Raw genomic sequence first — 12,528 nt, forward strand, 5'->3', positions numbered from 1 at the left:
CGTCCGCGTTGCGGACCATGATCGCCTCGGCGACCCGGGCCTGAACGCCTCGCGTCGGGCAGATGTACTGCTCTGGAGCCCATCTTGCCTGCTCGCACCGGCATCCGTAACGCCCAGCCCCCCTCCGTCCCGGCCTGCGGGCGAATCGCCCCGGCGGCCGACGCCGCGCCGGAGCCGTCGCGGCGGCCGCGCCCCGTCCTGTCATCCGCTCGTAGGCCAGATGATCCGGAGGGGCCGTGAGCAGGCCGTGAGCAGAAGGCGTTACGTCGCCCGGGGCGTGCCCGGCGGCTACCGGATCTGGGACAACCGGGGCCGGCGGTGGTGGGGGGACCTCTACGAACTGTGCCCGGACGGTCTCCTGGCGGAGCTGAACGGCGGGGCGGATCCGGCGCGGATCACGGCCCTGACGAGGCACTACCGGGCGCACGGCCGGTAGAGGGCGCGGCCGGTCGCGGGCCGGTCGGGACGGGCCGGGCGATGTCCAGCAGCAGCGGGCCCGTCGGGTCCGCCACGATGTCGGTGAGCGTGAGCGGGTCCAGGGACGCGAAGAACGCCTCCTGGGCCCGGCGCAGGGCGCCCCGCAGCCGGCAGCCCGACGCCAGCGGGCAGGGAGTGGTCCCCTCGCAGTCGACGACGTCGCCGTCACCCTCGAAGGCGCGCACGATCGCGCCCACGGAGGCGGTACGGCCCCGCTCGGTCAGCGCCAGTCCCCCGCCCCTGCCCCGGCGGGCCTCCAGGAGCCCCAGGTGCTGGAGCTCGGCGACGACCTTGGCCGTGTGCGTGTACGGGACGTCCATGGCGGCGGCCACGTCACGGGTGGTGGGGGTGATGGGGGTGGGAGTGGTGGGGGCTGCGGGGGCGGCGGCCGGGTCGTCGCCGGTCACCGCGAGCCGCATGAGGACGCGCAGTGCCAGGTCGGTGGATCGCAGCAGCCGCATGCACCGAAGCGTAGATAATGCGCATCTGTCCTTCAAATTATCGGCGGGATCCGGTCCTGATCCGGTCGCGCGCCGGTGACGGTCTACGCGTTTTCCCCTCCCCCCATTACGATCAGCTGACCCGCATGTCAGAAGAGTCCCGAGCGTCCCGACCGTCCCGCCCCTTTCCCCAGAAGGACAGGCCTCATGGGTTCCGGCAGCCAGACCACCAGCGCCACGCGCAAGGCGCGCATAGAGGAGATGCGGCGGGCCGAAGTGGCCCGGGAGCGGCGCAACCGGTTCCTCGTGATCACGGGCAGCCTCGTCGCCGTCGCCGCTATCGTCGCGGGCGGGGTGTTCGTCCTGAGGTCGCAGTCCAAGGACGACGGCGCCGACGCGAAGGCCGCCTCCTCGGACTCGGCCGCCGGGAAGTTCGCCACCGGCGCGGACGGGGTCAGGACCTGGACGGGCAAGCTCGGGCGCACGCACGTCACCAAGCGGGTCCATTACCCGACGGTGCCGCCCGTCGGCGGCGATCACCACCAGGTGTGGATGAACTGCGACGGCGACGTCTACACCGAGCCCGTCGACGACATGAACGCCGTGCACTCGCTGGAGCACGGCGCGGTCTGGGTGACGTACAACAGCAAGGCCCCGAAGGCCGACGTGGCCGCCCTGGCCGCCAAGGTCGAGAAGACGCCGTACACGCTCATGAGCCCCGACGACGACCAGGCCGACCCGATCATGCTCACCGCGTGGGGGCACCAGCGCACGGTGACGGGCGCGAGCGACGCGAACGTGGACAAGTTCCTCGAGCAGTTCGTGCAGGGCGCGCAGACGCCGGAGCCGGGCGCGGCGTGCACGGGCGGTCTGTCGCGGTGAGGTACGCGGGAGTGGCGGTCGCCGTGGCCGGCGTCCTCGTCGCCGCGGGGGCCGTCACCTACTCGGTGGCCGGGGAGGGCGGCGCGGACGCGGCCGGCTCCGGCGTCCCCGCCGCGGGATCCGCGGACGCCGGGTTCGCCCGCGACATGGCGGTGCACCACCAGCAGGCCGTCGAGATGTCGTACGTCGTGCGCGACCGGACGACCGACGCGGAGGTGCGGCGGCTGGCCTACGACATCGCCCAGACGCAGGCCAACCAGCGGGGCATGCTGCTCGGCTGGCTCGATCTGTGGGGGCTGCCGAAGGTGTCGGCGGACGGGCCGATGGCCTGGATGGGCATGGCCGGCATGAGCGGGGGCGGGGACGGCGCGCTGATGCCGGGCATGGCCACCGACACCGAGATGAAGAAGCTCGGGACGCTGAACGGCAGGGCGGCCGAGGTGTTCTACCTGCGGCTGATGACGGCCCATCACAAGGGCGGCGTCCACATGGCCGAGGGGTGCGCGCACCGGTGCGCGGTGGGCGTGGAGAAGCGGCTCGCGCAGGGCATGGTGGAGGCCCAGCAGTCGGAGATCGGCCTCATGGCGGACATGCTCAAGGCACGCGGGGCCAAGCCGTAGCCCCCGCACTCCCCTCGCTCAATTCATAGGGTTTTCCCTCGACTTCACGGACTTATCCGTCAAACCCGCCCAGAAAGCGGTCACTTGGCGTCTTCTTGGTGTTCGCATTCCCCAGGCATGAGGTGTTCGTCGCGAGAGTGGCCACCACGTCGAGTGATCCACTCGCGTCGAACCACATATCAGGGGGTCCTATGAGATCCAATCGCGCCACGCTGCGCGCCGGAGCGAGCATGGCGGCGACACTGCCCATGATCGCCGGCGCGCTGGCGCTCGGCATACCCGCGGCCCACGCCGCGGACGGCCCGGCCCGTGACACGCTGTCCGGGACCAGGCCCGCGTGGGCCACCGCCAAGGCGGACAAGGGCGCGACGGCGGACAGCGCGCAGGTCTCCGCCCGTGTCTACCTCGCGGGACGCGACGCGGCCGGCCTCGCGCAGTACGCGAAGTCGGTCTCCGACCCGCACTCCGCCGCCTTCGGCAAGTACCTCTCCGCCGAGCAGGCGCAGGCCCGCTTCGGAGCGACCGAGGCCCAGGTGGCCGCGGTCAGGTCGTGGCTGACGGCGGCCGGTCTGAAGGTGACCGGCACCAGCCGGCACTACGTCTCCGTCAGCGGTGACGTCGCCGCCGCCGAGAAGGCATTCGGCACCCAGCTGCACAACTTCGCCAAGGGCGCCAAGACCTACCGGGCGCCGGCGAAGAGCGCGACGGCTCCCGCGAGCCTGGACGGCGCCGTCCTGACCGTGACCGGTCTGGACAACGCGCCGCACAAGGCCGCCTCCAAGGAGCAGCTGCCGCCGCCGGACGCGGTGTTCAAGAACGCCGGGCCGTTCTCCTCGTACTACGGCTCCAAGACCGCGAGCAGCCTCCCGTCGGCGTACGGCAAGAAGATCCCGTACGCCGTGCAGGGCTACACCGGCAAGCAGCTGCGGTCCGCCTACGGCGCCGGGAAGTTCACCGGCAAGGGCGTGCGGGTCGCCATCACCGACGCCTACGCCTCGCCGACCATCGCCTTCGACGCGGCGACGTACGCGAAGGCGCACGGCGACGCGTCCTGGAAGACCGGGCAGCTGCGCCAGGTCCTGCCGGCGAACTACACGAAGACCGAGGAGTGCGGGGCGGCCGGCTGGTACGGCGAGGAGACCCTCGACGTCGAGGCCGTGCACGCGGTCGCGCCGGCCGCGAACGTCACGTACGTGGGCGCCGCGTCCTGCTACGACGACGACCTGCTCGACTCGCTCAGCAAGGTCGTCGACAACCACCTGGCCGACATCGTCTCCAACTCGTGGGGCGACATCGAGGCCAACCAGACGCCGGACCTGGCGGCCGCCTACGACCAGGTCTTCCAGTTCGGCGCGGTCGAGGGGATCGGTTTCTACTTCTCCTCCGGCGACAACGGCGACGAGGTCGCCAACACCGGTACGAAGCAGGTCGACACCCCGGCCAACTCGGCGTGGGTGACGGCGGTCGGCGGCACCTCGCTGGCGGTCGGCAAGAACGACAAGTACCTGTGGGAGACCGGCTGGGGCACCGAGAAGGCGTCGCTGTCGGCCGACGGCAAGAGCTGGACGGGCTTCCCGGGCGCGTTCACCTCGGGCGCGGGCGGCGGCACGAGCAAGACGGTCGCCCAGCCGTACTACCAGAAGGGCGTCGTCCCGAAGGCGCTCGCCACGGCCAACGGCGCCGCGGGCAACCGCGTCGTCCCGGACATCGCGGCGATCGCCGACCCGAACACGGGCTTCCGGGTCGGCCAGACCCAGACCTTCCCGGACGGGTCCCAGCAGTACAGCGAGTACCGCATCGGCGGCACCTCGCTGGCGGCTCCGGTCATCGCGGCCGTGCAGGCGCTGGCCCAGGAGGCGCGCGGCGGCAAGGCGATCGGCTTCGCCAACCCGTCGATCTACTCCAAGTTCGGGTCGCGGGTCTACCACGACGTCACGGACAACCCGACCGGCTCCGGTCTCGCGGTCGTGCGCGTCGACTTCGCCAACAGCGTGGACGCGACCGGCGGTCTGCTGACCTCCGTGCGCAGCCTCGGCAAGGACAGCTCGCTGTCCGCGGTGAAGGGCTACGACGACGTCACCGGCGTGGGCACGCCCACGAAGGGCTACGTGGAGTCGTACAAGAAGTAGCACCGGGCGCAGCGGGCAGGCGCCTTGAGGGGGCGCGGGTGGGTCACCCGCGCCCCCTCGTCGCGTGCCGGGGCGGCGCGCAGGTGACCGCACCCCCTATCGCGTCGCTCTGACGATTACACTGGGCCCGTGCCTGAATCGAACTTCTGGTCCCTTTATCAGCACGGGTTCGCGCGGGTCGCCGCATGCACGGGTCACACCGTCATCGCCGACCCGCCCGCCAACGCCGAAGCGGTCCTGCGCCACGCGCGCCGGTGCGCCGACGAGGGGGTGGCGGTCGCCGTCTTCCCGGAGATGGTGCTGTGCGGCTACTCCATCGAGGACCTGCTGTTGCAGGACGCGCTGCTCGACGAGGTCGAGGCGGCGCTCCAGGAGGTGGTGGCCGGGTCGGCCGGCCTGCTGCCGGTCCTCGTCGTGGGCGCCCCCCTGCGGCACCGCAACCGGGTCTACAACTGCGCGGTGATCGTGCACCGCGGCCGGGTCCTCGGCGTCGTGCCCAAGTCGTACCCGCCGAACTACCGGGAGTTCTACGAGCGCCGGCAGATCGGCGACGGCGCCGACGAGCGCGGCGGGTCGGTCCGGGTCGGCGGCGAGAGCGTGCCGTTCGGCGTCGACCTGCTGTTCACCGCGCAGGACGTCCCCGGCCTCGTGCTGCACGCCGAGATCTGCGAGGACATGTGGGTGCCGGTGCCGCCCAGCGCGGAGGCCGCCCTCGCCGGCGCGACCGTCCTCGTCAACCTGTCGGGCAGCCCGATCACCGTCGGGCGGGCCGAGGACCGCAAGCTGCTGTGCCGCTCGGCCTCCTCCCGCTGCCTGGCCGCCTACGTGTACGCGGCCGCCGGGCTGGGCGAGTCGACCACCGACCTGTCCTGGGACGGCCAGGCCATGGTCTACGAGAACGGCGTGCTGCTCGCGGAGACGCAACGGTTCCCGCTCGGCGACGAGTACGCGATCGCCGACGTCGACCTCGACCTGCTGCGCCAGGAACGGCAGCGGATGGGCACGTTCGACGACAACCGCCGCACGCACCTCGCGCGCACCGGCGACTTCCGCACGGTCGACTTCGCACTCGGCCCGCCCTCCGCCGACCTCGGGCTGCGCCGCCGTCTGGAGCGCTTCCCGTTCGTGCCGGCCGACGCCGACCGTCTCGCCCAGGACTGCTACGAGGCGTACAACATCCAGGTCGCGGGCCTCCAGCAGCGCATGGCGGCGATCGGCGGGCCCAAGGTCGTCATCGGCGTGTCCGGCGGGCTCGACTCCACGCACGCGCTGATCGTCGCCGCCCGCGCGATGGACCGGGCGGGCCGCCCGCGCAGCGACATCCTGGCCTGGACGCTGCCCGGCTTCGCCACCAGCGACCACACCAAGGACAACGCCCACAAGCTGATGAACTCGCTCGGCGTCACCGCGGCCGAGCTGGACATCACGCCCACCGCGCGGCTGATGCTGAAGGAGATGGGCCATCCGTTCGCCTCCGGCGAGCCGGTGTACGACGTCACCTTCGAGAACGTGCAGGCCGGGCTGCGCACCGACTACCTGTTCCGGCTGGCCAACCAGCGCGGGGGCATCGTGCTGGGCACCGGCGACCTGTCGGAGCTGGCGCTCGGCTGGTCCACGTACGGCGTGGGCGACCAGATGAGCCACTACAACGTCAACTCCGGCGTGCCGAAGACGCTGATGCAGCACCTGATCCGCTGGGTCGTCAGCAGCGGCCAGTTCGACGAGGAGACCGGGCGCACGCTCTCCGCGATCCTCGACACCGAGATCAGCCCGGAGCTCGTGCCGGGCGAGGAGATGCAGTCCACCGAGTCCCGGATCGGCCCCTACGCGCTGCACGACTTCACGCTCTTCCACGTGCTGCGCTACGGCTTCCGTCCCTCGAAGATCGCCTTCCTGGCCTGGCACGCCTGGCACGACGCGGACGCCGGCGACTGGCCTCCCGGCTTCCCCGACGCCAAGCGGGTGGCCTACGACCAGGCCGAGATCAGGCGCTGGCTGGAGGTCTTCTGCCGTCGCTTCTTCGCCTTCGCCCAGTTCAAACGGTCGGCGATGCCCAACGGGCCGAAGGTGTCGGCGGGCGGCTCGCTGTCGCCGCGGGGTGACTGGCGGGCGCCGTCGGACAGTTCGGCGGCGGCTTGGCTGCGGGATCTTGCGCGTTTCGACGCGTAGGGCTGCCGCCCGGGGCGCTTTGTCGGTGGGGGGTGTTGGAGTGCGGCGGTGGCCGGTTCGCCGGTTCGCGGTGTACACGGGGCCGGGGGCCGGGGGGCCGGGTCTTGGTGAGCGGTGGCCCGGGGGCCGGCGGGCCGGGGCCGGGTGACTGGTGCGCTGCGGGGCATCTGCGGGTCCGCCGTGGCTGGTCGCGCAGTTCCCCGCGCCCCTGGGGGAGGCCGGCCGGCCCCGCCCCGGGTCCCAGCGCACGATCCCGCAGGCGGGGTGGGTAGGGCCGTGGGCATGTGCGGGTCCGCCGTGGCTGGTCGCGCAGTTCCCCGCGCCCCTGGGGGAGGCCGACCGGCCCGGCCCCGGGTCCCAGCGCACGTCCCCGCAGGCGGGGTGGGTAGGGCCGTGAGCACCTGCGGATCCGCTGCCGCTGGTCGCGCAGTTCCCCGCCCCCCTGGGGGAGGCCAGCCGGCCCGGCCCCGGGTCCCAGCGCACGTCCCCGCAGGCGGGGTGGGTAGGGCCGTGAGCACCTGCGGATCCGCTGCCGCTGGTCGCGCAGTTCCCCGCGCCCCTGGGGGAGGCCGGCCAGCCCGGCCCCGGGTCCCAGCGCACGATCCCGCAGGCGGGGCGGGTAGGGCCGTGAGCACCTACGGGTCCGCCGTGGCTGGTCGCGCAGTTCCCCGCCCCCCTGGGGGGAGGCCGGCCGGCCCCGCCCCGAGTCCCAGCCCACGACCCCGCAGGCGGGGGGAGGCCTGCCCGGAAGCGGGTTCCAGCGCACCGCCACTGGGGTCAGTGGTGGGCTTCTGCTGGGGTTGGGTGGGGGTGGTGGGTGGCGATGACTCGGTCGCGGGTGGTGGGGCGGTGGGTGCGGCGGGCGTCGACCGCGTAGGCGGTGGCGGCCACCGCCAGGCCGAGGGCGGCCAGGGCCGCGCCCGCCAGTGCGGGTGAGGTGACGCCGAGGCCGGCCGTGAGGGCCAGGCCGCCGAGCCAGGCGCCGCCGGCGTTGGCCAGGTTGAAGGCCGCCTGATTGGCGGAGGAGGCGAGGGAGGGGCCGTCGGCGGCCTTCTCCATCACCATCAGGTTCAGCGGCGAGCCCGTGACGAACGCCGCGACGCCGAGCAGGAGCACGGCCAGCGCGCCGCCCCACGCCGTCGTCATCAGCAGCGGGAAGAGGGCCAGGACCAGGGCCAGCGAGGTGAGACCGGCGAACAGGGTGGGGCGCATCGCGCGGTCGGCGAGGCGGCCGCCCAGCAGGTTGCCGGCGGTGGCGCCGACGCCGAACAGCGCCAGCAGCAGCGTCACGCTGGAGTCGGCGAAGCCGGCGGAGTCCGTCAGCATCGGCGTGATGTAGCTGTAGGCGGAGAAGAGGGCGCCGAAGCCGGCCACGGTGGTGCCGAGCGCCAGCCACACCGGCAGCGAGCGCAGGGCGGCCAGTTCGCGGCGCAGGCCGACGGCGGGCGCCTGGGCGTCGTCGCGCGGGATGAGCAGGGCCAGGGCGGCGATGGCGACGAGGCCGATCACGCTGACGCCGAGGAAGGTCGCGCGCCAGCCGAGGTGCTGGCCGACGAGGGTGGCGACGGGAACGCCCGCGACGTTGGCGACGGTCAGGCCGAGGAACATCAGCGACACCGAGCGGGCCTTGCGTTCCGGCGCGACCAGGTTGGTGGCCACCACCGCGCCCACGCCGAAGAAGGCGCCGTGCGGCAGACCGCTGAGGAAGCGGGCGGCCAGCAGCCAGCCGTCGTCCGGGGCGAGCGCCGAGAGCGCGTTGCCGGTGACGAAGAGGGCCATCAGGGAGATCAGGACCGTGCGGCGGGACATCCGCGCCGTCGCGGCGGCCAGCAGCGGCGCGCCGATGACGACGCCGAGCGCGTACGCGGAGACGAGGTGCCCGGCCGCCGGGATCGAGATGTGCAGGTCGTCCGCGACCTCGGGCAGCAGGCCCATCATCACGAACTCGGTGGTGCCGATGCCGAAGGCACCCACGGCCAGGGCGAGCAGGGCCAGGGGCATGAAGAACGTGCCTTTCAGAGAGAGCGGGTTCCGGCCATCATACGTTTCGTATGTTCAAGTACGGAACAAAGTCTCCCCGGCCCGGTATTCCGGCGGCCGACGCCCCGGTTACGGTGTGGTGACCTTCACACGCGCCGCCACCGGCAGATGGTCGCTCGCCGTCTGCGGCAGGGTCCAGGAGGTGACCGGATCCACACCCTTGACCATGATCTGGTCGATGCGGGCCATCGGGAACGACGCCGGCCAGCTGAACCCGAAGCCGCTGCCCGCCGCGCCCTGCGTGGAGCGCATCTGCGAGGTCACGGCGTTGAGCGAACGGTCGTTCATGGTGCCGTTGAGGTCGCCCAGCAGGATCACCCGGGTCAGCTTCTCGTCGGCGATCGCCTCGCCCAGCGCGTCCGCGCTCGTGTCGCGCTGGCGGGCCGTGAAACCGGCCCGCAGCTTCACCCGCACCGAGGGCAGATGGGCGACATAGACGGCGACCTCGCCCTGCGGTGTCGCCACGGTCGCCCGCATGGCGCGCGTCCAGCCCAGCTTGATGTCCACGGGCTTCACGGCGCTCAGCGCGTACCTGCTCCACAGCCCAACCGTGCCCTGCACCGAGTGGTACGGGTACGTCGCCGCCAGCGCCTTCGCGTACACCGGCGCCGCCGTGCCGGTCAGTTCCTCCAGCGCCACCACGTCCGCGCCCGACGCGGCGACGTCACGGGCGGTGCCGGCCGGATCGGGGTTGTCCGCGTTGACGTTGTGGGTGGCGACGGTCAGGTCCCCGCCCGCGCCGGTCCGGTCCACGAGGAGTCCGCCGAAGAGGTTCGCCCAGACCACGGCCGGGAGGACGACGGCGATCAGCGCGATCGCCGACCTGCGCACCAGCGCCAGCACCAGCAGCACCGGGACGAGGACGCCGATCCAGGGCAGGAACGTCTCCGTCAGGCTGCCGAGGTTGCCGAAGCGGTTCGGGATGCGCGAGTGCAGCAGCATCACCAGGGCGAGCGCCGTGGCGACGCCGGTGAGGACCAGACCGCGCCGCCAGATGCGCGGATCACCGCGCCAGCCCGTCGACAGCCGGCCGACGAAGCGTCCGATCAGGCGCCGGAGCCGGGCTCCCCGAGGCTCGTGTCCCGAGCCGCCGTTGTCGTCCGTCTCCGTCATGTACGCCTGCTGCGCCATACCGTCGCCTCACTGCCTGCCGTGCACACCGTACGTCCCCCCGGGTACGACCCTAGGCGATGTTCGGTTTCGTTCTCGCCGTCCCGTGACGGCCGTACGGGCAGGAGGACGAACGGGGCGCGCTCAGGGGTTCCGGACCCGGGCCGTGTGACCTGGTCTGTGACGGAACGCGCACATGGGCGTTACGGAGCCGGGGAGCTGACGGGGCGTAGTCCGGCGAGCAGCGTGTCGACGATGCGTTCGGGCAGGTCCTCCGGCAGGTCGGCGTCGGGCCGCAGGACGGCGCGCACCAGCATCGGCCCGACGAACAGGTCGTTCACGAGATCGACGTCGACGTCGCCGCGCAGTTCGCCGTCGCGCTGGCCCCGGCGCAGGACCTCGATCCCCAGCCTGCGCCGCGGTGCTATGACCGTGTTGTGGTAGGCGGCCCAGATCTTCGGGCTGCTCTTCATCTGGGCCTGCACGTTGTGCAGGATGGCGGAGGAACGGTTGACGAGGCCCCGCCGGCGCAGCGACTCCAGCAGCACGATCAGGTCGTCGCGCATGGAGGTGCCGGGGAGTTCCAGGTCGTCGGGTTCCGCGGTGCGCAGGACGTCGACGAAGAGTTCCTCCTTGCCGCTCCAGCGGCGGTAGATGGCGGCCTTGCCGACGCCGGCGGTGCGGGCGATGCGCTCGATGGAGATCTCGCCGAGCGAGACGCCCTCCTCCAGCAGCTTCATCACGCCCTCGATGATGGCCCGTTCCACGGCCTCGCTCCGGGGCCGGCCCCGGACCGGCTGCTCCACGGCTGTGCTGTCGGCGGGGCTCACGTCCATCGGTCCTTTCGTCCGGTCCCTTCGTCGCGCTGAAGCGATTGTCGCGCGGATGGCGGGCGGGGCGGCGACTCCCGGCCGCCCCGCCCGCCCGCCGGTCACGGCTTCGCCCGCGCCAACTCCTCCTCGTTCGCGGCCTCCTGCACGGGCTTCGGACGACCCGGCAGGAAGAGGGCCACCACGATCGCGCCCACCACGGCCACGCCCGCCCCGCACAGGGCGGTGATGTGCATGGCGTGCAGGAACGCGTCATGAGCGGGCACGACCAGCGACCGGCCCTGGTCGCCGAGCTTGGCGGCGACCCCGAGGGTGGCCTCGATCGACTCGCCCGCCGTGTCGCGCAGGCCCGGCGGCAGCGTGCCGAGGTGGCCCTCGATGCCGTTGCGGTACGACGTCGACAGCACGGAGCCGAGGACGGCGATGCCGAGCGCGCCGCCGACCTGGCGGAAGGTGTTGCTCAGCGCGGAGGCGGAGCCCGCCTTCTCGCGGGGCAGCGCCTGCATGATGACGACGCTGGTCGGGGTCATGATGTGGGCCATTCCCGCACCCATGAAGAAGAAGACGACCTCCAGGAGCCAGATCGGGGTGTCGGCGTCCAGGGTGGCGAACGCGACGAGCGTCGCGGCGAGCACGAGCATCGCGGTCGTGGTCGTCGCCCGGATCCCTATGCGGTCGACGACCAGCCGGGCGCGCGGCGCGAAGATCAGCTGGGCGGCCGCCAGCGGCAGCAGCAGCAGACCGGTCTGGAGCGGCGAGTAGCCGCGCACGCTCTGGGTGTAGAAGACCGAGAAGAAGGTGACGCCCATCAGCGCGAAGAAGACCAGCGCGATGACGGAGATGGCGGCGGAGAACACCTTGTTCTTGAAGTAGTCCATGTCGACGGACGGGTGGTCGCTGCGCTTCTCGAACACCACGAACGCGGCCAGGACGACGAGGCCGGCCCCTATGGTCGCCAGCACCTTCGCGTCGGTGAAGTCGGCCAGTTCACCGCCCTTGATGATGCCGTACACGAGCAGGACGAGGCCGATCACCGACAGGACGACGCCGACGAGGTCGACCCGGCCCGGCTTCGGGTCGCGGGACTCGGGCACCAGCCACAGCATCAGCCCGATCGCGAGCAGCACGATCGGCACGTTGATGAGGAAGACCGAGCCCCACCAGAAGTGGTCGAGCAGCAGGCCGCCGGTGATGGGGCCTATGGCGATGGCGAGGCCGACGCCGCCGGCCCACATGCCGATCGCCTTGGGCTGCTCCTCCCGGTCGAAGACGTTCATCAGGACGGCGAGCGTGGCGGGCATCACGAAGGCCGCGCCGAGCGCCATCAGCGCGCGGAAGGCGATGAGCTGGGCGGGCGAGCCGGACTCGGCGGCGAGCGCCGAGCCCATGCCGAACACCGCCAGTCCCCCGAGCAGGACCTTCTTGCGGCCGATGCGGTCGCCGAGGAGGCCGGCGGAGAACAGCAGTCCCGCGAAGACGAGCGTGTAGGCGTTGATCGCCCACTCCAGCTCGCTCTGGGTGGCCCCGAGTCCCGTCGGGGCGGGCGTGGAGATCGTCTTGATCGCGACGTTCAGGATCGAGTTGTCGAGCACCACGATCAGCAGACTCAGCATCAGGACGCCGAGGATCGCCCAACGACGCCGGTGCACCGCTTCCGGTATCCGCGGAGCGGTGGGGACGGCAGGAGTAGTCATGACGCCGAGCCTAGAACACTTCCGATACGGAACCGTCTCGTATCGATTCCGCCGCCGTCTTTCTTACTGAGGCTTTACCCACAGGGGGCGCTCTGGCCCTCGCCGGGGCGAGGTGCCACCATGGGAAGCGGTCCGGG

At 72.2% G+C, this 12,528-nt stretch carries 10 protein-coding genes; 5 read left to right on the forward strand and 5 right to left on the reverse strand.

The genetic code is table 11. From position 1 onward, the window contains the following. Window positions 1–247 precede the first annotated feature (247 nt). Entirely contained in the window at window positions 248–436 is a 189-nt protein-coding gene (locus OG802_RS10035) for a hypothetical protein (RefSeq protein WP_329409228.1), read from the forward strand. On the opposite strand, the gene OG802_RS10040 is transcribed toward OG802_RS10035, so the two are convergent. Further along, a complete protein-coding gene (locus tag OG802_RS10040; RefSeq protein ID WP_329409229.1) occupies window positions 396–938 on the reverse strand; it encodes an RrF2 family transcriptional regulator in 543 nt (180 codons plus the stop codon). The genes OG802_RS10035 and OG802_RS10040 overlap by 41 nt on opposite strands. 186 nt (window positions 939–1,124) lie before the next feature. Between OG802_RS10040 and OG802_RS10045 the strand changes: the two genes are divergently transcribed. From OG802_RS10045 to OG802_RS10060, 4 genes are all read left to right on the forward strand, one after another. Beyond that, complete coding sequence (locus OG802_RS10045) at window positions 1,125–1,799, forward strand: DUF3105 domain-containing protein (RefSeq protein ID WP_329409232.1); 675 nt, start codon at window positions 1,125–1,127, stop codon at window positions 1,797–1,799. 11 nt (window positions 1,800–1,810) lie between these two features. Continuing rightward, window positions 1,811–2,419 (forward strand): DUF305 domain-containing protein, encoded by a 609-nt coding sequence (locus tag OG802_RS10050; RefSeq protein WP_329409234.1) that lies wholly within the window; start codon window positions 1,811–1,813, stop codon window positions 2,417–2,419. A 191-nt stretch (window positions 2,420–2,610) separates the two neighbouring features. Next, window positions 2,611–4,548 carry a S53 family peptidase gene (locus OG802_RS10055; RefSeq protein WP_329409236.1) on the forward strand — a complete coding sequence of 646 codons (1,938 nt, stop codon included), beginning with the start codon at window positions 2,611–2,613 and terminating at the stop codon, window positions 4,546–4,548. A 129-nt stretch (window positions 4,549–4,677) separates the two neighbouring features. Further along, window positions 4,678–6,717 carry an NAD(+) synthase gene (locus tag OG802_RS10060; RefSeq protein ID WP_329409238.1) on the forward strand — a complete coding sequence of 680 codons (2,040 nt, stop codon included), beginning with the start codon at window positions 4,678–4,680 and terminating at the stop codon, window positions 6,715–6,717. A 777-nt stretch (window positions 6,718–7,494) separates the two neighbouring features. Here the strand turns inward: OG802_RS10060 and OG802_RS10065 are convergent. The 4 genes from OG802_RS10065 to OG802_RS10080 all read right to left on the reverse strand — a co-directional run bounded on the left by OG802_RS10065 (window position 7,495) and on the right by OG802_RS10080 (window position 12,391). Next, window positions 7,495–8,718 carry an MFS transporter gene (locus tag OG802_RS10065; RefSeq protein ID WP_329409241.1) on the reverse strand — a complete coding sequence of 408 codons (1,224 nt, stop codon included), beginning with the start codon at window positions 8,716–8,718 and terminating at the stop codon, window positions 7,495–7,497. A 108-nt stretch (window positions 8,719–8,826) separates the two neighbouring features. Then, window positions 8,827–9,888 (reverse strand): endonuclease/exonuclease/phosphatase family protein, encoded by a 1,062-nt coding sequence (locus tag OG802_RS10070; protein ID WP_329409243.1) that lies wholly within the window; start codon window positions 9,886–9,888, stop codon window positions 8,827–8,829. Between the two features lie 182 nt (window positions 9,889–10,070). After that, window positions 10,071–10,703 (reverse strand): TetR/AcrR family transcriptional regulator, encoded by a 633-nt coding sequence (locus OG802_RS10075; RefSeq protein WP_329409245.1) that lies wholly within the window; start codon window positions 10,701–10,703, stop codon window positions 10,071–10,073. A gap of 95 nt (window positions 10,704–10,798) precedes the next feature. Beyond that, the gene (locus OG802_RS10080) at window positions 10,799–12,391 is read right to left on the reverse strand and encodes a DHA2 family efflux MFS transporter permease subunit (protein ID WP_329409247.1); all 1,593 of its coding nucleotides are present in this window, start codon (window positions 12,389–12,391) and stop codon (window positions 10,799–10,801) included. Window positions 12,392–12,528: the final 137 nt, after the last annotated feature.

This window comes from Streptomyces sp. NBC_00704, from assembly GCF_036226605.1.
In the GTDB taxonomy this organism is placed as follows: Bacteria; Actinomycetota; Actinomycetes; order Streptomycetales; family Streptomycetaceae; genus Streptomyces.